The 21,613-nt window shown below is 70.7% G+C and carries 19 protein-coding genes; 14 read left to right on the forward strand and 5 right to left on the reverse strand.

The window, feature by feature from the left end; genetic code table 11:
- The first annotated feature begins 131 nt into the window (after positions 1-131).
- From B7C62_27520 to B7C62_27530, 3 genes are all read left to right on the forward strand, one after another.
- Positions 132-1,571, forward strand: a complete 1,440-nt coding sequence (locus B7C62_27520; protein ID ARF75587.1) for a gamma-aminobutyraldehyde dehydrogenase — start codon at positions 132-134, stop codon at positions 1,569-1,571.
- 235 nt (positions 1,572-1,806) lie between these two features.
- Positions 1,807-2,970, forward strand: coding sequence for a polyamine ABC transporter substrate-binding protein (locus B7C62_27525; protein ID ARF75588.1), 1,164 nt, complete (start codon positions 1,807-1,809; stop codon positions 2,968-2,970).
- 54 nt (positions 2,971-3,024) lie between these two features.
- Positions 3,025-3,558 carry a hypothetical protein gene (locus B7C62_27530; protein ARF75589.1) on the forward strand — a complete coding sequence of 178 codons (534 nt, stop codon included), beginning with the start codon at positions 3,025-3,027 and terminating at the stop codon, positions 3,556-3,558.
- A gap of 34 nt (positions 3,559-3,592) precedes the next feature.
- Here the strand turns inward: B7C62_27530 and B7C62_27535 are convergent, their stop codons facing one another.
- The gene (locus B7C62_27535) at positions 3,593-4,306 is read right to left on the reverse strand and encodes a glycerophosphodiester phosphodiesterase (protein ARF75590.1); all 714 of its coding nucleotides are present in this window, start codon (positions 4,304-4,306) and stop codon (positions 3,593-3,595) included.
- 22 nt (positions 4,307-4,328) lie between these two features.
- Positions 4,329-5,363, reverse strand: coding sequence for an adenosine deaminase (locus B7C62_27540; GenBank protein ID ARF75591.1), 1,035 nt, complete (start codon positions 5,361-5,363; stop codon positions 4,329-4,331).
- 160 nt (positions 5,364-5,523) lie between these two features.
- On the opposite strand from B7C62_27540, the gene B7C62_27545 reads away from it, so the two are divergent.
- Positions 5,524-6,204: a hypothetical protein gene (locus B7C62_27545; protein ARF75592.1), complete on the forward strand. Its 681-nt coding sequence runs from the start codon at positions 5,524-5,526 to the stop codon at positions 6,202-6,204.
- Between the two features lie 145 nt (positions 6,205-6,349).
- On the opposite strand, the gene B7C62_27550 is transcribed toward B7C62_27545, so the two are convergent.
- On the reverse strand, positions 6,350-6,907 hold the full coding sequence (locus tag B7C62_27550) for a hypothetical protein (GenBank protein ARF75593.1): 558 nt from the start codon (positions 6,905-6,907) through the stop codon (positions 6,350-6,352).
- 207 nt (positions 6,908-7,114) lie between these two features.
- Here B7C62_27550 and B7C62_27555 point away from each other — a divergent pair, with 207 nt between their 5' ends.
- The 10 genes from B7C62_27555 to B7C62_27600 all read left to right on the forward strand — a co-directional run bounded on the left by B7C62_27555 (position 7,115) and on the right by B7C62_27600 (position 19,074).
- Entirely contained in the window at positions 7,115-8,629 is a 1,515-nt protein-coding gene (locus B7C62_27555) for a gamma-aminobutyraldehyde dehydrogenase (GenBank protein ID ARF75594.1), read from the forward strand.
- Between the two features lie 73 nt (positions 8,630-8,702).
- The gene (locus tag B7C62_27560) at positions 8,703-9,950 is read left to right on the forward strand and encodes an ABC transporter substrate-binding protein (protein ARF75595.1); all 1,248 of its coding nucleotides are present in this window, start codon (positions 8,703-8,705) and stop codon (positions 9,948-9,950) included.
- Between the two features lie 72 nt (positions 9,951-10,022).
- Complete coding sequence (locus B7C62_27565) at positions 10,023-11,174, forward strand: spermidine/putrescine ABC transporter ATP-binding protein (protein ID ARF75596.1); 1,152 nt, start codon at positions 10,023-10,025, stop codon at positions 11,172-11,174.
- The gene (locus tag B7C62_27570) at positions 11,171-12,106 is read left to right on the forward strand and encodes an ABC transporter permease (protein ARF75597.1); all 936 of its coding nucleotides are present in this window, start codon (positions 11,171-11,173) and stop codon (positions 12,104-12,106) included. Before B7C62_27565 ends, B7C62_27570 begins: the two co-directional genes overlap by 4 nt.
- The gene (locus tag B7C62_27575; GenBank protein ARF75598.1) at positions 12,106-12,909 is read left to right on the forward strand and encodes an ABC transporter permease; all 804 of its coding nucleotides are present in this window, start codon (positions 12,106-12,108) and stop codon (positions 12,907-12,909) included. The genes B7C62_27570 and B7C62_27575 overlap by 1 nt, the downstream gene beginning before the upstream one ends.
- A 23-nt stretch (positions 12,910-12,932) precedes the next feature.
- Complete coding sequence (locus B7C62_27580) at positions 12,933-14,348, forward strand: FAD-dependent oxidoreductase (protein ARF75599.1); 1,416 nt, start codon at positions 12,933-12,935, stop codon at positions 14,346-14,348.
- 140 nt (positions 14,349-14,488) lie between these two features.
- Positions 14,489-14,953: a hypothetical protein gene (locus B7C62_27585; protein ID ARF75600.1), complete on the forward strand. Its 465-nt coding sequence runs from the start codon at positions 14,489-14,491 to the stop codon at positions 14,951-14,953.
- A 223-nt stretch (positions 14,954-15,176) separates the two neighbouring features.
- Complete coding sequence (locus B7C62_27590) at positions 15,177-17,000, forward strand: chitinase (GenBank protein ID ARF75601.1); 1,824 nt, start codon at positions 15,177-15,179, stop codon at positions 16,998-17,000.
- 139 nt (positions 17,001-17,139) lie between these two features.
- Positions 17,140-18,372 (forward strand): lipase, encoded by a 1,233-nt coding sequence (locus B7C62_27595; GenBank protein ID ARF75602.1) that lies wholly within the window; start codon positions 17,140-17,142, stop codon positions 18,370-18,372.
- 330 nt (positions 18,373-18,702) lie between these two features.
- On the forward strand, positions 18,703-19,074 hold the full coding sequence (locus B7C62_27600) for a hypothetical protein (GenBank protein ARF75603.1): 372 nt from the start codon (positions 18,703-18,705) through the stop codon (positions 19,072-19,074).
- Between the two features lie 19 nt (positions 19,075-19,093).
- On the opposite strand, the gene B7C62_27605 is transcribed toward B7C62_27600, so the two are convergent.
- Both B7C62_27605 and B7C62_27610 read right to left on the reverse strand, forming a co-directional pair.
- Positions 19,094-19,906: a phosphoesterase gene (locus B7C62_27605; protein ID ARF75604.1), complete on the reverse strand. Its 813-nt coding sequence runs from the start codon at positions 19,904-19,906 to the stop codon at positions 19,094-19,096.
- Positions 19,907-20,075: 169 nt separating this feature from the next.
- Positions 20,076-21,416 (reverse strand): 4-aminobutyrate--2-oxoglutarate transaminase, encoded by a 1,341-nt coding sequence (locus tag B7C62_27610; GenBank protein ARF75605.1) that lies wholly within the window; start codon positions 21,414-21,416, stop codon positions 20,076-20,078.
- Positions 21,417-21,613: the final 197 nt, after the last annotated feature.

Genomic DNA, 21,613 nt, shown 5'->3' on the forward strand with positions numbered 1-21,613 from the left:
ATGAAATTCGTTGAGTTGGTGCTCGGAACCGACTGAATCCGAAGCTGGGGGTGGTTGCCTATGTCGAAAGCGTCACCGGAGCGATTAGGGTGGGTGTCTCACCCATCGGACAGCCGACAGGAGGGGTGGTCATGACCACCGAGGTGCGCCGTCTGCGCAACTACATCAACGGGGAGTTCCGGGACGCCGCGGACGGGCGGACCATCGATGTGGTCAGCCCGGTGACGGAAGAGGTCTACGCGACCTCGCCGCTCTCCGGACAGGCCGACGTCGATGCCGCCATGGAGGCGGCCGCCGCCGCGTTCCCGGCCTGGCGCGACACCACGCCCGCCGAGCGCCAGAAGGCCCTGCTGAAGATCGCGGACGCCTTCGAGGAGCGGGCCGAGGACCTGGTCGCCGCCGAGTCGGAGAACACCGGCAAGCCGCTGGGGCTCACCCGCAGCGAAGAGGTTCCGCCGGTGGTGGACCAGATCCGCTTCTTCGCGGGCGCCGCGCGCCTTCTCGAGGGCCGCTCGGCCGGTGAGTACATGGAGGGCCTGACCTCCATCGTGCGCCGCGAGCCCGTCGGCGTATGCGCGCAGGTCGCGCCGTGGAACTACCCGATGATGATGGCCGTCTGGAAGTTCGCCCCGGCGCTCGCCGCGGGCAACACCGTCGTGCTCAAGCCGTCCGACACCACCCCGGCCTCCACCGTGCTGATGGCCGAGATCATGGGCCAGTTCCTGCCCAAGGGCGTCTTCAACGTCCTGTGCGGCGACCGGGACACCGGCCGCGCGATGGTCGAGCACCCGACCCCGGCGATGGCCTCCATCACCGGTTCCGTACGGGCCGGTATCCAGGTCGCCGAGTCCGCCGCCAAGGACGTCAAGCGCGTCCACCTGGAGCTCGGCGGCAAGGCGCCCGTCGTCGTCTTCGAGGACGCCGACATCGCCCGGACCGTCGAGGGCGTCTCCGAGGCGGGCTTCTTCAACGCGGGCCAGGACTGTACGGCCGCGACCCGCGTCCTGGTCCACGAGTCCATCCACGACGAGTTCGTGGCCGCGCTCGCCAAGGCCGCCGCCGACACGAAGACCGGGCAGCCGGACGACGAGGACGTGGCGTACGGCCCGCTCAACAACGCCAACCAGCTGAAGCAGGTCAGCGGCTTCATCGAGCGGCTCCCCGCCCACGCCAAGGTCGAGGCGGGCGGCCACCGGGTCGGCGACAAGGGCTACTTCTACGCCCCGACCGTCGTCTCCGGCCTCAAGCAGGACGACGAGATCATCCAGAACGAGGTCTTCGGACCCGTCATCACCGTCCAGTCCTTCAGCGACGAGCAGCAGGCCGTGGAGTACGCCAACGGCGTGGACTACGCCCTCGCCTCCTCGGTTTGGACGCAGAACCACTCCCGCGCCATGCGCATGTCCAAGAGCCTCGACTTCGGCTGTGTGTGGATCAACACCCACATCCCGCTGGTCGCGGAGATGCCGCACGGCGGGTTCAAGAAGTCCGGCTACGGCAAGGACCTCTCGGCGTACGGCTTCGAGGACTACACCCGGATCAAGCACGTCATGACGTCCATCGAGGACTGACATCGAGGACTGACCGGCGCGTACGCCGTACAAGGACGCGTACGCCGTACGAGGACCTGACCGGCGCGCACATGCACGTCGTACGGATACGGCCCCGGGCTCCCCGCCCGGGGCCGTGCCCTTTCTGGACAACGTGTGCGGGGCGCGCCCGTTCCGCTGGACGCTTGGTCCATTGTCCGCCGAGGTGATCACCCGGCATCCTGCGCGGGTGCGAGCGATCCCGAAGAACCACCCCATGAACCGCCGTTCCCTGCTGCGCGCCCTCGGGGCGGGGGCCGCCGGGGCCGTCCTGGCCGGCTGCGGGGTGCCCGCCGCCTACGTCGAGCCGGGGGACCGGGCCGGACGCGACAGCTCCGACACCGACCACCGCCTCCACTTCGCCAACTGGCCGCTCTACATCGACACCGACGACGAGAACACCTCGAAGCGGCCCACCCTGGACGCCTTCACCGAGCGGACCGGGATCTCCGTCACGTACACCGAGGAGATCAACGACAACGACGAGTTCTTCGGGAAGATCAGCCCGGCCCTGATGAACCGTCAGCAGACCGGGCGGGACCTGATCGTCATCAGCGACTGGATGGCCGCCCGCTTCGTCCGGCTCGGCTGGGTGCAGGAGATGGACCGGGCGAAGCAGCCCAACGTCACCAAGTACCTGGACCCCCAGCTGCGTTCACCCGCCTTCGACGCGGGACGGCTGCACAGCGTCCCCTGGCAGTCCGGGATCACCGGCATCGCGTACAACCGGAAGCGGCTCGGCCGCGAGATCCGCTCCACCGGTGACCTGTGGGCGGACGACCTGCGGGGCAAGGTGACCCTGCTCTCCGGGCTCGACGAGGCGTTCGCGCTGCTGATGCAGGGCGACGGCGTCGACATCACCCGCTGGAGCGCCGACGACGTCCACACCATGTGCGAACAGGTGGAGAAGCGGGTCGGCTCCCATCACATCCGCCGCTTCACCGGCAACGACTACATCAAGGACCTCTCCACCGGCGATGTGCTGGCCTGCCAGGCGTACTCCGGCGATGTCATCCAGCTCCAGGCGGACAACCCGGACATCGAGTTCGTCGTCCCCGAGGAGGGCGCCGAGCTCTGGGCGGAGTCCCTGATGATCCCCAACCTCGCCCGCCACAAGCGGAACGCGGAACGGCTGATCGACCACTACTACGACCCCGAGATCGCCGCCGAACTCGCCACCTGGGTCAACTACGTCTGCCCGGTGCCCGCCGCCCGTGACGTCCTCGCCTCCTCGAAGGACGAGGAGACCGCCGCGCTCGCCGAGGACCCGCTGATCTTCCCCGACGACGCGATGCGCGAGCGGCTGGCCATCGCCCGGGACATCACCGCCGAGGAGCGGACGGACTTCACCAAGAAGTGGAACGCGATCGTCGGGTTGTGAACCCGTACCAGGGGTGCCGTGAGGAGGGCGTAAATACGGGCGTACGCTGCGGATATGAGTGAGCGACACGCCCTCACACGGGGGATACGCAGGTGGCTGGTCTTCTTCATCGTCTGTCTGGTCCTGAGCGGGATCACGGCCTTCCCGCTCGTCACCGAACTCCGCTGGGGTGAGGAGCTGCTGAGGTCCACCCCGGTCCCCGAACACCTCCCGGGCCTGATGGAGTGGATCACCCGGGTCCGTGAAGGGCTCGACACCATCGACCGGGACCAGCCCTTCATGCTGTACGGCACCGACTGGCTGGCCTTCGCCCACCTGGTCATCGCCGTCGCCTTCTACGGGCCCTACCGCGACCCGGTCCGCAACATCTGGGTCATCGAGTTCGGCATGATCGCCTGCGCCGGGATCATCCCGCTCGCGCTGATCTGCGGGCCGATCCGGGGCATCCCGTTCTGGTGGTCCGTGATCGACATGGCCTTCGGGGTCTTCGGCGTCATCCCGCTGCTGATCGTGCGACGGATGATCAAGCGACTGGAAGTGCTGGAGCAGGCGGCGGCCTCCGCGCCCCCTGTACCGGCGGCCGCCTGACGCACGGACGGCACCGGCCGTCCTGCCGGGCGGGTCAGGAGCCGCCCCGGGCGGAGGAGCCGGTGCGCAGCTTGTGCAGGGCGTCGATCCGGTTGGTGGTGATCGAGTCGACGCCCCGCTCGATCAGGCGGCGCATCGTGCGCTTCGTGTCGGCCGTCCAGGCGGAGACGAGCAGCCCGTCCCGGTGCGCCCGGTCGGTCAGTTCACGGCTGACCAGGCCGAAGCGGTAGTTCAGCCAGCGCGGCTTCACCGCGTCCAGCAGGACCGGGCGCGGCGGGGCGAGCGTGTTCCAGGTGAGCGCGATCTCGGCGGCCGGGTCGGCGGAGCGCACCCGGAGCATCGCGTCCGCGCCCGCGCAGTAGTACGCCCGGTCGCCCGCACCGCACTCCAGGACCGTCCCCACGACCTTCCGCACCGAGGCGTCCGTGGAGCCCGGCAGATCCACCATCACCCGGTGCTCCCCGGCGGCCTCCAGCGCCTCGCGCAGGGTCGGCACCCCGCCGCCGGTCAGCTCCCGCACCTCGGCGAAGTCCATCCGGTCCAGGCGCAGGTCATGGCCCCACAGCCGTTCCAGCGTCGCGTCGTGGAGCAGGACGGGCACCCCGTCCCGGGTCACGCGTACATCGATCTCGACCGCGTCCGCCCCCCGGTCGAGGGCGGAGCGGATCGAGGGCAGCGTGTTCTCGCGGGCCCGGTACGGATCGCCGCGGTGCGCCACGGCGGTGAGGCGGGGAGTGGTGTCGGCCATGGGGCCATTGTGACGACCGGGGTCAGCGGGCGGGACCCCGGAGCCAGTCCGCCGTGTACGTGTCGATCTCCTCGGCCAGCCTGCGCTTGCCGGCCGGGTCGAGGAACGACGCCTCCACCGCGTTCTTCGCGAGGCCCGCGATGCCCTTCTCGTCGAGCTCCAGCAGCCGGGCGGCGACCGCGTACTCGTTGTTCAGGTCGGTGCCGAACATGGGCGGGTCGTCGCTGTTGACGGTGACCAGGACGCCCGCCGCGGCCATCTCCCGGATCGGGTGGAGCTCGATGTCGGTGACCGCGCGGGTGGCGATGTTCGACGTCGGGCAGACCTCCAGGGCGATCCGGTGCTCGGCGAGGTGTTCCAGCAGCTTGGGGTCCTGGACGGAGCTGGTGCCGTGGCCGATGCGCTCGGCGCGCAGCGCGGTGAGCGCGTCCCAGACTGTCTGCGGCCCCGTGGTCTCCCCGGCGTGCGGCACCGAGTGGAGGCCCTCGGCGATGGCCCGGTCGAAGTAGGGCTTGAACTGCGGGCGCTCCACCCCGATCTCCGGCCCGCCGAGCCCGAAGGAGACCAGCCCCTCGGGCCGCCGCTCCACCGCCAGCCGGGCCGTCTCCTCGGCGGCCTGGAGCCCGGCCTCGCCCGGGATGTCGAAGCACCAGCGCAGGACGATGCCGAGCTCCGACTCGGCGGACTTGCGGGCGTCCTCGATCGCCTCCATGAAGGCCACCTCCGGGATGCCGCGCCGGGTCGAGCTGAACGGGGTCACGGTCAGCTCCGCGTACCGGATGTTCTGCCGCACCATGTCCCGGGCCACCTCGAAGGTGAGCAGCCGGACGTCCTCGGGGGTGCGGACCAGGTCCACCACCGAGAGGTAGACCTCGATGAAGTGCGCGAAGTCGGTGAAGGTGAAGTAGTCGGCCAGCGCCTCCGGGTCGGTGGGCACCTTGGAGTCCGGGTGCCGGGCGGCCAGCTCCGCGACGATCCGGGGCGAGGCGGACCCCACGTGGTGGACATGGAGCTCGGCCTTGGGCAGCCCGGCGATGAAGGGGTGCGGATCGGTCATCTGTCTCTCCCGGTTCGGCGTGTACGTCGGCGGTGCCGGGGCCTGTCGTCGAACTGCCTCCGCCGCCTCGGGGCCCGGCCTGCCGCACCGATCATCGTATGCGGGGTGAGGCGGCGCGGACCTGGGCCGTAGCATGACGGGACCACGATGGGGGAGGCCCATGCCAGACAACACAGAACAGCCCGCCGGCGGGGCCGCGCCGCGCGATCCGTGGGCACCGCCGGACAGCAGGGTGGAGCTGGGCAAGCAGGACGCGGGCCCGCCGCCGCCCGCCGTCCACGACCAGCCGACCGTGACATCGATGCCGAGCGCGGGGGACGGCCCCGGGCCGATACCGACGCCGGGCGGCTTCGGACCCGCGCCCTCGGCCGTACCGCCGCCGCCGACGGGTCCGGGCGGCCCCGGATACCAGGCCCCGCCGCCGGGTGCCGGGCACTACGGCTACCCGGCGCCCCCGGTCCAGCCGTACGGCGGCTACCCGCAGTACGACGCCTACGGCCAGCAGCCCTGGGGGCCCGCCCCCGCGAACGGCCTCGGTATCGCCGCGATGGTGCTCGGCATCATCTCGGTGGTCGGCTTCTGCCTGTACGGGGTCAACATCATCCTGGGCATCCTCGCGCTGATCTTCGGCCTGATCGGCCTCGGCCGGGCCAAGCGCGGCGAGGCCACCAACCGGGGCATGGCCATTGCCGGGATCATCCTGGGCGCGGTCGGCATGGTGCTGGGGGCCGTGATCCTCGGCTTCCTCATCTGGGCTGGTGTGAACGCCGACGAGCGGAGCTCGTGGGACGACTCCGACGACCCGTTCGCCACGTCGCTGGTCATCGAGGGCCGCGGCTAGCCACCGTCGGCGGCCGCCCGGCGGCCGTACGCGGCGCATCCGCCGCCCGGTCCGGTGGGGAACCACTCCCCACCGGACCGGGCGGCGCCGTCGTACGGGGACCGGCAAGGGCCCGCGCCCTCCCCGGGACCTCAGCCCCCAGGGCCTAAGCCCCCGCCCCCACCCGCAGCCGCTCCCGCGCCTCCATCAGCGCGAAGCCCAGCAGATTCAGCCCCCGCCACTCCTCGGGCCGCTCCACCCGCTCGTCGTCCGGCGCGAGGCCGATGCCCCAGATCCGGTCCACCGGGGACGCCTCCACCAGCACCCTGTCGCCCGTGCCCAGCAGATAGCCGGCCAGCTCCGGGTCCTGCCCGAACTTGTGCGCGCTGCCTTCCACGACGAGGGCGAACCGCTCCCGTATCCACACGTCCTCGTCGAAGCCGCGCACCAGCCGCCCCGCCTTCTTCGCCGCCCCCGGGCTCGACGCCGTAACGGCGGCCTTCTCCGCCTCCGTATCACCGAAGAGGCGGGCCTTCGCGGCCATCATCCAGTGCTCCGCGCTCGCGTACGTCACGCCGTCCACCGTGAACGGCGACGGCCACCACTGGCTGAGGCAACTGGCCCCCAGCCGCCCGTCCGGGCGCGGACGGTGCCCCCAGAACGGCAGGTACTTCACCCGCTTGCCGCGCGCCACGTCCGCCAGAAGCTCATCGATCGGTCCCATGACATGTGAGTGTGGCATCCGCCACTGACACTCCGTACGGGGATTTCCGCACCGACACGACACATGGTCGACAGATTCCGTCGCGTAACCAAAAGGCAACAACGGAATCACTTGTTGGGCCTGGACCCCTCTGTCAGGATCGGCACTCAATTCACGAAGAGGCTACGCCGACCCCGCGCAGCGGGTACAGCGGCGGAGGAGAGCGTCATGAGCAACGGCTTCCAGGTTCAGGACCGCTTCGGGGAAGGTGCGCAGTACATCGGCGGCAAGCTGCTCCCCGGCACGTCCGGCCGCCACCACGACATCGTGAACCCCGCGACCGGCGAGACCGTCCTGCGGTACGAGCTGGCGGGCACCGAGGACGTCGACGCGGCCGTCGCCGCGGCCAGGGCCGCCTTCCCCGGCTGGTCGGGCGCCACCCCCGGCGAGCGCTCCGACGCGATGCACCGGTTCGCCGCCGTCCTCGCCGAGCAGGCCGACGACTTCGCGTATGCCGAGTCCCTCCAGTGCGGCAAGCCGCTCAAGCTCTCCACGGAGTTCGACGTCCCCGGCACCGTCGACAACGCCGCCTTCTTCGCGGGCGCCGCCCGCCACCTGGAGGGCAAGGCCGCCGCCGAGTACGACGGCGACCACACCTCCTACGTACGGCGTGAGGCGATCGGTGTCGTCGGCTCCATCGCCCCCTGGAACTACCCGCTCCAGATGGCCGCCTGGAAGGTCCTCCCGGCCGTCGCCGCGGGCAACACCATCGTCCTCAAGCCCGCCGAGCTCACCCCGCTGACCTCGCTGATGTTCGCCCAGGCCGCCACCGAGGCGGGCATCCCCGACGGGGTCATCAACATCGTCACCGGAGCGGGCAAGGACGCGGGCGAACACCTCGTCGGCCACCCGGACGTCGTCATGACCTCCTTCACCGGCTCCACCGCCGTCGGCAAGCGGGTCGCCGAGATCGCCACCGCCACCGTCAAACGCCTCCACCTGGAGCTCGGCGGCAAGGCCCCCTTCGTGGTCTTCGACGACGCCGACCTGGAGGCCGCCGTCCACGGCGCGGTCGCCGGATCGCTCATCAACACCGGCCAGGACTGCACCGCCGCCACCCGCGCCTACGTCCAGCGCCCGCTCTACGACGCCTTCGTCCGCGATGTCGCCGCCCTCATGGAGACCGTCCGCCTCGGCGACCCCTTCGACGCGGCCACCGACCTCGGCCCCCTCATCAGCCACGCCCAGCGCGACCGGGTCGCCGCCTTCGTCGAGCGCGCCCGCGGCTACGCCCGGGTCGTCACCGGCGGCGAGGCCCCCGGCGGGGAGCTGGCGGACGGCGCGTACTACCGGCCGACCCTCATCGCGGACGCCGCCCAGGACAGCGAGGTCGTCCAGTCGGAGATCTTCGGCCCGGTCCTGGTCGTCCTCCCCTTCGACACCGACGACGAGGGCATCGCCCTCGCCAACGACACCCCCTACGGACTGGCCGCTTCCGCCTGGACCCGCGACCTGTACCGCGCGAACCGCGCCACCCGCGAGATCCAGGCGGGTTGTGTGTGGGTGAACGACCACATCCCGATCCTCTCCGAGATGCCGCACGGCGGATACAAGGCCAGCGGCTTCGGCAAGGACATGTCGGCGTACTCCTTCGAGGAGTACACGCAGGTCAAGCACGTCATGTACGACAACACCGCGGTCGCCCGCAAGGACTGGCACCGCACGATCTTCGGGGACCGATAGCAGCTGCCGCACGATCGGGGCCCGCCCACCGCGACGGGCCCCCGCGGCCTCCCACCCGAAAGGGCAACAGCGTATGGAGAGTTACGAGCCCGAGCGCCTCACGCCGGTCCAGCTGGCGGCCATGAGGCGTTCCCTGACCAACGGCAGGGGCGCCCTCACCCGCCGCTCCCTGCTGCGCGCCTCCGGTATGGGTGCCCTCGCACTGGGCGGGATAGCCACCCTCGGCGCCTGCGGCATCCCGCCCGCCGGACGCGCCAAGGGAGCAGCCGCCGCCGACGACCACTCGGAGCGCGAGAAGGTGGTGAACTTCTCCAACTGGACCGAGTACATGGACGTCAGCGACGACGAGAAGAGCCGCCCCACCCTCGCGGCCTTCACCAAGCGGACCGGGATCAAGGTCAAGTACACCGAGGACATCAACGACAACGTCGAGTTCTTCGGGAAGATCAAACCGCAGCTCGCCGCCGGGCAGGACACCGGGCGCGACCTCATCTGCGTCACCGACTGGCTGGCCGCCCGGATCATCCGGCTCGGCTGGGCCCAGAAGCTCGATGCCTCCAACCTCCCGCACGCCTTCGCCAACGTATCCGCCCAGTTCCGCAGCCCCGACTGGGACCCCGGCCGCGCCTACTCCTACCCCTGGACCGGCATCCCCACGGTCATCGCGTACAACGCGAAGGCCACCGGCGGCCGCAAGGTCGACTCCGTCACCCAGCTCCTCGACGACCCGAAGCTCAAGGGCCGTGTCTCCTTCCTCTCCGAGATGCGCGACACCGTCGGCATGACCCTCCTGGACCAGGGCAAGGACCCGGGGAAGTTCACCGACGCCGACTTCGACGGGGCGATCGGGCGGCTCCAGAAGGCCGTCGACAAGAAGCAGATCCGCCGCTTCACCGGCAACGACTACACCGCCGACCTCAGCAAGGGCGACATCGCCGCCTGCGTCGGCTGGGCCGGGGACATCATCCAGCTCCAGGCCGACAACCCGGACATCAAGTTCGCCATCCCGGCCGCCGGTTACATCATCTCCAGCGACAGCCTCCTGGTCCCCGCCCAGGCCCGGCACAAGACCAACGCCGAGAAGCTCATCGACTACTACTACGAGCCGCCGGTCGCCGCCCAGCTGGCCGCGTACATCAACTACGTCTGCCCGGTGGACGGCGTACGCGAGGAACTCGCCAGGATCGACGAGTCGATGGCCTCCAACACCCTGATCCTCCCGGACCGGGAGATGGCGTCGAAGTCGCGCGCCTTCCGCTCCCTGAGCACGGAGGAAGAGACGGCGTACGAGGAGAAGTTCGCCAAGCTCATCGGCGCCTGACCCGGTAACCGCCGGTACCCCACCGGCCCTGCCTTCCCCGAACTCCCCCCGAACACACTGGGACCGCGACCCATGACACAGCAGCAGACCGCGGGCGGCGATGTCCGCCTCGTAGGGATCAGCAAGACCTACGGCTCCTTCACCGCCGTGCACCCGCTCGACCTGACCGTCCCCCAGGGCTCCTTCTTCGCCCTGCTCGGCGCCTCCGGCTGCGGCAAGACCACCACCCTGCGGATGATCGCGGGGCTGGAGGAGGCCACCACCGGCACGGTGCTCCTCGGGGAGAAGGACATCACCGACCTGCCCCCGTACAAGCGGCCGGTCAACACCGTCTTCCAGAGCTACGCGCTCTTCCCGCACCTGGACATCACCGAGAACATCGCCTTCGGGCTCCGCAGGCGCGGCATCAAGTCGGTGAAGAAGCAGGTCGACGAGATGCTCGACCTCGTCCAGCTCGGCGACTTCGCCCGCCGCAAACCGCACCAGCTCTCCGGCGGCCAGCAGCAGCGCGTCGCCGTGGCCCGCGCGCTCATCAACCACCCGCAGGTCCTGCTGCTCGACGAACCGCTCGGCGCCCTCGACCTCAAGCTCCGCCGCCAGATGCAGCTGGAGCTCAAGCGCATCCAGACCGAGGTCGGCATCACCTTCGTGCACGTCACCCACGACCAGGAGGAGGCCATGACCATGGCCGACACCGTCGCGGTGATGAACGGGGGCCGCGTCGAACAGCTCGGTGCCCCCGCCGACCTCTACGAGAACCCGCGCACCACCTTCGTCGCCAACTTCCTCGGCACCTCCAACCTCATCGAGGGCGAGATCGTCTCCACGGGCGGCGATCTGGTCGTGGCGGCGGGCGGCGGCAAGCTCACCCTGCCCCGCGAGCGATGTTCGGCCCCCACGAGCAGCGGCGGCCGGCTCCTCCTCGGCATCCGGCCCGAGAAGATATCCCTCGCCCACGCGGACGACGCCGACACCATCGCCGCGGGCCGCAACCGCGTCACCGGCCGTATCACCGACTCCAGCTTCATCGGCGTCTCCACGCAGTACGTGGTCGAGAGCCCGGCCGGAACGGCCCTCCAGGTCTACGAGCAGAACATCGAGAGGGATACGCGCCTGGTCCCCGGCGCCGAGGTCGTCCTCCACTGGAACCCCGCCCACACCTTCGGCCTCGACGCCGCCCAGGACATCGACGCGGGCGCGACGAGCGTGGAGGACGCGGAATGAGCGCCACCGAGGCGCCGCCCGCGCCGACCCCCGAGGGGCCCCGGGAGCTGACGCTCCGCAAGCCCTCCACCCGCAAACGGCTCGTCCCGTACTGGCTGCTGCTTCCCGGCATCCTCTGGCTGCTCGTCTTCTTCGCCCTGCCGCTCGTCTACCAGGCGTCCACCTCCGTACAGACCGGCTCCCTGGAGCAGGGCTTCGAGGTCACCTGGCACTTCCAGACGTACGTGGACGCGCTGCGCGAGTACTACCCGCAGTTCATCCGGTCCCTGCTGTACGCGGGCACCGCCACCATCCTGTGCCTGCTGCTCGGCTACCCGCTCGCCTACCTCATCGCCTTCAAGGCGGGCCGCTGGCGCAACCTGGTGCTGGTGCTGGTCATCGCCCCGTTCTTCACCAGCTTCCTCATCCGTACGCTGGCGTGGAAGACGATCCTCGCCGACGGCGGCGCGGTCGTGGACGTGCTCACCACCCTGCACGTCCTGGACGTCACCAGCTGGCTCGGCTGGACCGAGTCCAACCGGGTCCTCGCCACGCCCATGGCGGTCGTCTGCGGTCTGACGTACAACTTCCTGCCGTTCATGATCCTGCCGCTCTACACCTCGCTGGAGCGGATCGACGGCCGACTGCACGAGGCGGCGGGCGACCTCTACGCCACCCCCGCCACCACCTTCCGGAAGGTGACGTTCCCGCTCTCCATGCCCGGCGTCGTCTCCGGCACCCTGCTGACCTTCATCCCGGCCAGCGGCGACTACGTCAACGCCGAACTGCTGGGCTCCACCGACACCAAGATGGTCGGCAGCGTCATCCAGAGCCAGTTCCTGCGGGTCCTGGACTATCCGACGGCCGCCGCGCTCTCCTTCATCCTCATGGCGATCGTCCTGCTGATGGTCACCTTCTACATCCGCCGCTCCGGGACGGAGGACCTGGTCTGATGCCCGTACTGCGCTGGATACGCCGGAACCTGGTCGTCATCGCGGGTCTGCTGACCCTCGCGTACATGATCCTGCCGAACATCGTCGTGATGGTGTTCTCGTTCAACAAGCCCAACGGCCGCTTCAACTACCAGTGGCAGCGGTTCTCGCTGGACGCCTGGAAGGACCCCTGCGGGGTCGCCGACCTCTGCGGCTCGCTCTCCCTCTCGCTCCAGATCGCCTTCTGGGCGACGGTGGGGGCCACCGCGCTCGGTACGGCGGTCGCCTTCGCGCTGGTCCGCTACCGCTTCCGGGCGCGCGGCGCGATCAGCTCGCTGATCTTCCTGCCGATGGCGATGCCCGAGGTCGTCATGGCGGCCTCCCTGCTCACGCTCTTCCTGAACATGGGCGCCCAGCTCGGCTTCTGGACCGTGCTCATCGCCCACATCATGTTCTGCCTCAGCTTCGTGGTGACCGCCGTCAAGGCGCGCGTGATGTCGATGGACCCGAAACTGGAGGAAGCCGCCCGCGACCTCTACGCGGGGCCCGTACAGACCTTCCTACGGGTGACCCTTCCGATCGCCGCGCCCGGAATCGCGGCGGGCGCGCTGCTTGCCTTCGCGCTCTCCTTCGACGATTTCATCATTACGAATTTCAACGCGGGCTCCACTGTCACCTTCCCCATGTTCGTCTGGGGTTCTGCGCAGCGCGGCACGCCCGTCCAGATCAACGTCATCGGCACCGCCATGTTCATCATTGCGGTAATGGTGGTTCTCGTCGGCCAGGTCATAGCGAGCCGGCGCAGGAACAACGCTCGACCCTGAAATTCCCGAAGGAGTTGGAAACCATGGCCCCAGCTGCCATGCGTACTGCTGCACAATCCATCGCCGGTGCCAAGCCGGTCTCCTACTGGCTGGACGACCCGGCCAGGCCCGAGGCGCTGCCCGCCCTGACCGGCGACGAGCGCACCGACCTCCTGGTCATCGGCGGCGGCTACAGCGGACTGTGGACCGCGCTCATCGCCAAGGAGCGCGACCCGGACCGGGACGTCGTCCTCATCGAGGGGCACGAGGTGGGCTGGGCCGCCTCGGGCCGCAACGGCGGCTTCTGCGCCGCCTCCCTCACCCACGGCCTGGCCAACGGCGTGGAGCGGTGGCCGGACGAGATCGCGGAGCTGGAGGAGCTGGGGGAGCGGAACCTCGACGCCATCGAGGCCGCCGCCGCCCGCTACAGCATCGACTGCGAGTTCGAGCGGACCGGCGAGATCGATGTCGCCACCGAGCCCCACCAGCTCGAGGAGCTGCGGGAATGGCACCAGGAGATCCAGCGGCTCGGCATCACGGGCGTGGACTTCCTGGACCGCGACGCCCTGCGCGCCGAGGTCGACTCGCCCACCTTCCTCGGCGGCCTCTGGGACCGGCGCGGCGTCGCGATGCTCCACCCGGCCAAGCTCGCCTGGGGCCTGAAGCGGGCCTGCCGGGAGCTGGGCGTACGGATCTACGAGAACACCCGGGGCCTCGACCTGGTCCGCTCCGGCCCGGGGATGGCGGTGCGGACACCGTACGGGCGCGTCTTCGCCCGCCGGGTCGCGCTCGGCACCAACATCTTCCCCTCGCTCGTCAAGCGGGTCCGCCCGTACACCGTGCCGGTCTACGACTACGCGCTGATGACCGAACCGCTCACCCCCGGGCAGCTCGAATCCATCGGCTGGAAGGGGCGCCAGGGGCTGGGCGACAGCGCGAACCAGTTCCATTACTTCCGGCTCTCCGCGGACAACCGCATCCTGTGGGGCGGATACGACGCGATCTATCCGTACGGGGGGCGGCTCAGTGCCGATCTGGACCAGCGGCCGGAGACGTTCCTCAAGCTCGCGGAGCAGTTCTTCGAGTGTTTTCCGCAGCTTTCCGGGCTGAATTTCTCGCATGCCTGGGGCGGCGCGATCGACACCTGTTCCCGCTTCACCGCTTTCTTCGGCACGGCCCATCAGGGGCGGGTCGCGTACGCCGCCGGATATACGGGTCTCGGCGTCGGCTCGACGCGTTTCGGGGCCGATGTGATGCTCGATCTGCTCGACGGTGAGGAGACCGAGCGGACCCGGCTGGAGATGGTCCGCTCCAAGCCGATGCCGTTCCCGCCGGAGCCGTTCGCCTGGGCCGGGATCGAGATCACCAAGCGGTCCCTCGCCCGCGCCGACGCCAACGGGGGCCACCGCAATCTGTGGCTGAAGACCATGGACAAGCTGGGGCTCGGCTTCGACAGCTGACACCCCGTCCAACAGTGTGACCCACCTCACGGCCAACAAGTGGCCCCAACCCGCGTCATAGTTCGGGCCCGACGCTCTCTCGCCCGTGTACGCACCGGTAGGACCCTGCCGGTGTTCTTCACACCAACGGGAGGCTGGTCATGGCTGGCTCGGAGACCAGGGCCGCGGTCGAATGGCTCACATCGGTGGCACCGGACCCCGGCGCCTGCCGGTGGGAGTGGGAGCGCAATCCGCAGGGAATCGCGCTCCTCCCCGCCGGTAAGCGCTGGGACGTGCTGATCCTGCCGGGGGAGCTGGGGTATCCGACGCTCGACGTGCTCACCCGTCTCATCGACCGGCCCGGACCGGTCCTCGCCGACTTCGGCGAATCCCGTATGGGCTTCTTCGTCCCGCCCGGCACCGCGTCCCGCTGGGTCGGCACCGGCATCCGGGGCGCGGGCCCCGGCACCTGGATCGTCGTCCCGCATCCGGGCCGGGCGGCCGGGGGAGTGCGGTGGCTGATCCCGCCGGACGGCTCGGGGACCCTCACCGACCCGGGGCTGCTGGAGCTCGCGATGCACGAGGCGGCCGGAGCCGCCGCCCAGGACGGCCACGAGGGAGGGTGACCCGGCCCGTCCGGGGCGGCCGAGAGGGAGGGGGTCCGGCCGGTCCGGGGCGGCCGAGGGGGAGGGTGGCCCGGGCCGTCCGGGCGGCCGAGGGGGAGGCCGGTCCCGGTGTCCGGGCCGCCGCGAAGAGGGGTGACCCACTGCCAGAGGTCTTGACAACCTGATTGGTCTGGACCATGTTGTGCGCACGCCACACCCAATTCCCCCCTGCACGGAGGTTGTTGTGGGACGCACCGGACCAACCGTCAGATTTTCCGGACTTCTGGCCACCTGTACGGCCGCGGTGCTCGCCGCCGGTGCCCTGGTCGCCACGGCACCGGCGGCCAGCGCGGCCGACGTGGACGTGGCCCGCAACGGCGGCTTCGAGGCGGGCCTCGACGGCTGGAGCTGCACCGCCGCCAGCGGAGCGGCCGTCTCCACCCCCGTACGCAGCGGCACGGCGGCCCTGAAGGCGACCCCGGCGGGCCACGACAACGCCCGGTGCTCCCAGAGCGTCACGGTCAAGCCCAACTCCCGCTACACGCTGAGCGCCTGGGTGCAGGGCAGCCACGTCTACCTCGGCGCCACCGGCACCGGCACCACCGACGTCTCCACCTGGACCCAGTCCCCGGGCGCCTGGAAGCAGCTCACCACCAGCTTCACCACCGGCCCCAACACCACCTCCGTCAGCGTCTACACCCACGGCTGGTACGGCACGCCCGCCCACTACGTCGACGACCTCACCCTCGTCGGCCCCGGCGGCGACCCCGTGGTCGTCCCGGCCGTTCCCAGCGGCCTGCGGACCACCGCGCTCACCTCCTCCTCGGTCGCCCTCGCCTGGAACGCCGTCTCCGGCGCGACCGGCTACCACGTCTACCGGGGCGGTACGAAGGTGGCCACGGTCACCGGCCCGGCCGCCACCGTGACGGGGCTGGCCGCATCGACCGCGTACAGCTTCCAGGTCACCGCCGCCAACGCGGCCGGTGAGTCCGCCCGGTCGGCCGCCGTCACCGCGACCACCACCGAGGGCGGCGGGGGCGGCGACGGCAAGCTCCCGGCCCGGGCGCTCGTCGGTTACCTCCACTCCAGCTTCGCCAACGGTTCCGGCTACACCCGCATGGCGGACGTGCCCGACTCCTGGGACGTCATCAACCTCGCCTTCGGCGAGCCCACCACCGTCACCTCCGGCGACATCCGCTTCTCGCTCTGCCCGGTCACCGAGTGCCCGAACGTCGAGTCCGAGGCGGAGTTCAAGGCCGCGATCAAGGCCAAGCAGGCCGCGGGCAAGAAGGTCCTGATCTCCATCGGCGGCCAGAACGGCCAGGTCCGGCTCGCCTCCACCGCCGCCCGGGACGCCTTCGTCACCTCGGTCTCCAGGATCATCGACACCTACGGACTCGACGGCCTGGACATCGACTTCGAGGGCCACTCCCTCTCGCTGGAGACCGGGGACACCGACTTCCGCTCCCCGACCTCGCCGGTGATCGTCAACCTGATCTCCGCGGTGAAGACCCTCAAGGCGAAGTACGGCTCCGACTTCATCCTGACGATGGCGCCCGAGACCTTCTTCGTCCAGCTCGGCTACCAGTTCTACGGCTCCGGCCCCTGGGGCGGCCAGGACCCGCGCGCAGGCGCGTACCTGCCGGTCATCCACGCCCTGCGCGACGACCTGACCCTGCTCCACGTCCAGGACTACAACTCCGGCCCGATCATGGGGCTGGACAACCAGTACCACTCGATGGGCGGCGCGGGCTTCCACATCGCCATGACCGACATGCTGCTCGCCGGGTTCCCGGTCGCGGGCAACACGAGCCGCGTCTTCCCGGGCCTGCGCCCCGACCAGGTCGCCATCGGTCTCCCGGCCTCCACCCACGCGGGCAACGGCCACACCTCACCGGCCGAGGTCAACAAGGCGCTCAACTGCCTCATCAAGAAGACCGACTGCGGCTCCTACCAGACCCACGGGACCTGGACCGATCTGCGCGGGCTGATGACCTGGTCGATCAACTGGGACCGGTTCAACAACTGGGAGTTCAGCCGGAACTTCAACTCCTACTTCGGGCGCTGAGGCACCCCACCAGACCGATGCCCGTCGCCGCGGTGAAGAGGACCGCGGCGACGGGCATCATCCATGCTGTCCAGCCCACCCAGGGTGATCACGCCGTGGAAGGGCGCTCCCGCCCGCCGCGTACGAGAGAGGACAGCGTGTGAGCACAGGTACAGCTTCGCCGGTCTTCGCGGAGGACGCCTCCGCGGGGGACGCGTTCCACACCCCGCCGGTGCCGCTGCCCGACGGCATCCCCGGCGACCCGATCCGGGTACGCCGCCTGGACAACCCCGCCGCCGCCGTACCCGGCGGGGAGAACTGGCTGGTCCTGCACCGGTCGGAGGGCGCGGACGGAAGCCCGGTCGCCACCTCGGGGATCATCGCCCTGCCGGACCGCGCCGCCCACCCCGTCCCCGAGGGCGGATACCCGCTGATCAGCTGGGCCCACGGCACGGTGGGCGCGGCCAACCGGTGCGCGCCCTCGCGGGACCGGGGCGACACCGGGGCCTCGCCCATGAACGCCCACCCGCGCACGCTCCTCGGCCACTTCCTGGACCAGGGGTGGGCCGTGGCGATGACGGACTACGAGGCCCTGGGCACGGGCACCGCCGGGCATCTGCACCCGTACCTCTGCGGCCGCTCCGAGGCCATGGGCGTACTCGACATCGTGACGGCCGCCCGCAGGCTGTTTTCCGGGGAGATCGGGGAGCGGTACGCCGTCGTCGGGCACTCCCAGGGCGGTCAGGCGGCCCTGTTCGCCGCCCATTACGCGCCCGGCCGGGTGGCCGGACTGGTCGGCGCCGCCGCCATCGCCCCCGCCAACCACCTCCTGGGCCTGGTCCGGGCCGGAGCCCTCCTCGGCCAGGTCAACAGCGGCTTCGCCTTCACCCCGCTCCTCCTGGCCGGAGCCCTCGGCGGCGACCCCGCGATCGACCCGGAACAGGTCCTCTCGCCCCGGGCGTTCGAGGAGCTCTGGCCCCATGTGCGGCAGCGCTCCCGCGCCGGTCTGAGCCGCCCCGACTCCTGGGGCGGCATCAGGGGCGACGAGCAGTTCAGGGCCGGGTATCCCGCCGCGCCCAACGCCCACCAGGCGGCGTTCGACCGGCAGCTGGAGGCGATGAACCCGGACCTCCCCATCACCGTCCCGGTCCGTATCACCCAGGCCGCCGACGACGAACGCGTCCGCGCCGACCCCGCACCCCTGCCGGGCACGGACGCCCTGGTCGCGGAGCTCACCGCGACGAACAGCCCGCGCGGGAACATCCACTACCGGCGGTACGGGCCCGGCGCCGTCCCCGCCGACGAGCCGCTCGGCATCCACTTCGCGACGATCGACCACGACACCCCGGAGCTCACCGCGTGGCTCGCGGCCCTCCTCGCCGACCCGGACTGACCCGCCACCGCACACGCCGGGCGCCTTCCCGGCCCTCTTCCGGCCCGTTCCCGGCCCCTTCTCGGCTCTCTCCCGACCCTTTCCCGGCCCGCTCTCGTCCCGTTCTCGTCCCGGGCTGTGCCGCTCCGTCCCGGAGGCCGCCGGGACGCCGCTGACCAGCGGACCAGCCGTCCCGGGAATTCCCGGGAACGCCGTCCCGCCCGCCCGGGACGGGCTCCGCCTGCCAGGGTTACCGGCGAGTCGGGAAGCGGCCGTCGGCCTGCGCACCCGGCCGGTACGCCGTCGGGCACAGGCTGCCCGCGGGGGATTCGCACGAAGGGGAAAAACGTTTTGCTGACCAAGAAGCTGGCCGCAGGACTGTCCACCGCCGCCCTCATGGGAGTCGGCCTGTTCGGAGCCCCGGCCGCCACCGCGGCCCCGGCCGCGGCAGGTGGCCAGGTCGGTGTGATGACGGTGAAGGGCTGCGTCTACGCCGGTACCCACCCGGTGGTCAAGTCCGGTGACAACAACCGGCACGTCAAGCACGCCCAGTGCCTGCTGAAGAAGGTCTACGGCTACAACGTGGACATGGACGGCAGCTTCGGGCCGAAGACCAAGAGCGCGGTGATCAAGGCCCAGAAGCGGTGCTACCCCAAGAGCCCGTCCGACTGGGACGGCATCGTCGGCTTCAAGACCTGGTCCTGCCTGCACACCAAGGTCTGACGGACACCCGGCGAGCGGTTCAGCGGCCGGCCGCCACCGGTGAGCTCCGGCGGCAGGCCCACCACAGGGGCGCGAGCAGTACCGGCCCCAGGCACCAGCTCGCCAGGACGTCCAGCGGCCAGTGATAGCCGTGCAGCACCAGACCGACGCCCGTCGCCGCCGTCAGCAGCACAGCGGCGACGGGCGTCAGCCATGCGCGCAGCCATGCCGGGCGGGGGACGGCGAGGAGGAGCAGCGCCGAAGCCCCGTACGCCACCGCGGCCGTCGCCGTATGGCCCGACGGGTAGTAGTTGACCGCCTCGGTCAGCGGCCCCTGCCGGGCGGTGGCCACCTTCAGCGGGATCACCAGCGCGGGTACGGCCGCCATGGTGAGGGCCGCGTACACCGGCAGCCGCCGGGCGCCGCGCCACAGCGCGTACGCCATCGCGCAGACGAGCACCGGGAGCGCCACCGGCACCCCGCCGAGGTCGGAGAGGAACTGGGTCAGGGGAGCCGGACCGCGCTCGAAGAGGTGCTCGCCGACGCGCTCGTCCAGCCGGACCAGCGGGCCGTCGGCCGCCACCTGCCAGGTGATCAGTGCGAACAGCGCCACCAGGGGGCCGAGAACGAGAGAGGCCGGCCACCCGGGAACAGGGGGGGTTGTTCCGGGATGGCCGGCGGGACCGGGTCGCCGCGCGCCCCGGGGGGTGTGGGGCGGGCGGCCGTCCGATCGGTGAGAAGTCCCGGAGCCCGAGGCTCCGGTGCCGTGCCCGAAGGCACGCCCGGGACGGTGCGGGGAACGCCCCGGCCCGGAACCGCCCGCGGTTTCCCGGGGGCGATGTGTTTCTCTCATCTGCAGAAACCGTACGGCAGCGGCGGGGCCGCCGACAGCCGCAACCGCGACCCGCCATCGGCCCCGCACACCTTCTTCACAGGCCCTCACCCGGATGCCGTACGGCAGCGGCGCGGCACCGCCGCCGTACGCGCCCGGGTTCGAGGAACCGGAGGGCGCGTTCGAAGGATCAGAGAGTGCCGAACGCCTGCTCGATGACGTCGAGGCCCTCGTTGAGCAGGTCCTCACCGATCACCAGCGGCGGCAGGAAGCGCAGCACGTTGCCGTAGGTGCCGCAGGTGAGGACCATGACGCCCTCGGCGTGGCATGCCTTGGCGAGCGCGCCGGCCGCCTCCGGGTTCGGGTCCTTCGTGCCGGACTTCACCAGCTCGATCGCGATCATCGCGCCACGGCCCCGGATGTCACCGATGATGTCGCCGTTCGGGAGCTTCGCCCGCATCTCGGCGAGGCGGCCCTTCATGACCTCCTCGATGCGCTTGGCCTTCCCGTTCAGGTCCAGCTCGCGCATCGTCTCGATGGCGCCGAGCGCACCCGCGCAGGCGACCGGGTTGCCCCCGTACGTACCGCCCAGACCGCCCGCGTGCGCGGCGTCCATGATCTCGGCGCGGCCGGTCACGGCGGAGAGCGGCAGACCGCCCGCGATGCCCTTGGCGGTGGTGATCAGGTCCGGGACGATGCCCTCGTCCTCACAGGCGAACCACTGGCCGGTACGGCAGAAGCCGGACTGGATCTCGTCCGCGACGAAGACGATGCCGTTCTCCTTGGCGAACTGCGCGATCGCCGGGAGGAAGCCCTTGGCCGGCTCGATGAAGCCGCCCTCACCGAGCACCGGCTCGATGATGATCGCGGCGACGTTCTCCGCGCCGATCTGCTTGGTGATCTCGTCGATGGCCTGGGCGGACGCCTCGGCACCGGCGTTCTCGGCACCGGTCGGCCAGCGGTAGCCGTAGGCGACCGGGACGCGGTAGACCTCGGGCGCGAACGGACCGAAGCCCTGCTTGTACGGCATGTTCTTCGCCGTCATGCCCATGGTGAGGTTCGTCCGGCCGTGGTAGCCGTGGTCGAAGACGACGACGGCGGTGCGCTTGGTGTAGGCGCGGGCGATCTTCACCGCGTTCTCGACGGCCTCGGCGCCCGAGTTGAACAGCGCCGACTTCTTCGCGTGGTCGCCCGGCGTCAGCTCGGCGAGCTGCTCGCAGACCTCGACGTACCCCTCGTACGGCGTGACCATGAAACAGGTGTGGGTGAAGTCCGCGAGCTGCGCGGAGGCCCGGCGTACGACGGCCTCGGCGGAGGCGCCGACCGACGTCACGGCGATGCCGGAGCCGAAGTCGATCAGCCGGTTGCCGTCCACGTCCTCGATGATCCCGCCGCCCGCACGGGCGGTGAACACCGGCAGGGTGGAGCCCACACCTGCGGCGACGGCCGCGACACGGCGAGCCTGGAGCTCGGCCGACTTCGGGCCGGGGATGGCAGTGACGACGCGGCGCTCCTGCGGAATTGCGGTCATGAGGGGCTCCTGGGGGGTGTTTCGGACGCTCTTCTCCTCGCAGGCTAGGGGCGGGAGGCACACCCGGGCATGCTCCGATCGGGAGTGGTGGGTGCGTGTCGTTGTCCGTCGCGGACAGATGGCGGGCCGTAGGCCGAATGCCCCCGCCGACCTGGTGTGCTCGCGGACCGATGGCGCGGGGGCGCGCCCCGCCGACC

It is taken from the genome of Kitasatospora albolonga (genome assembly GCA_002082585.1).
In the GTDB taxonomy this organism is placed as follows: domain Bacteria; phylum Actinomycetota; class Actinomycetes; order Streptomycetales; family Streptomycetaceae; genus Streptomyces; species Streptomyces stephensoniae.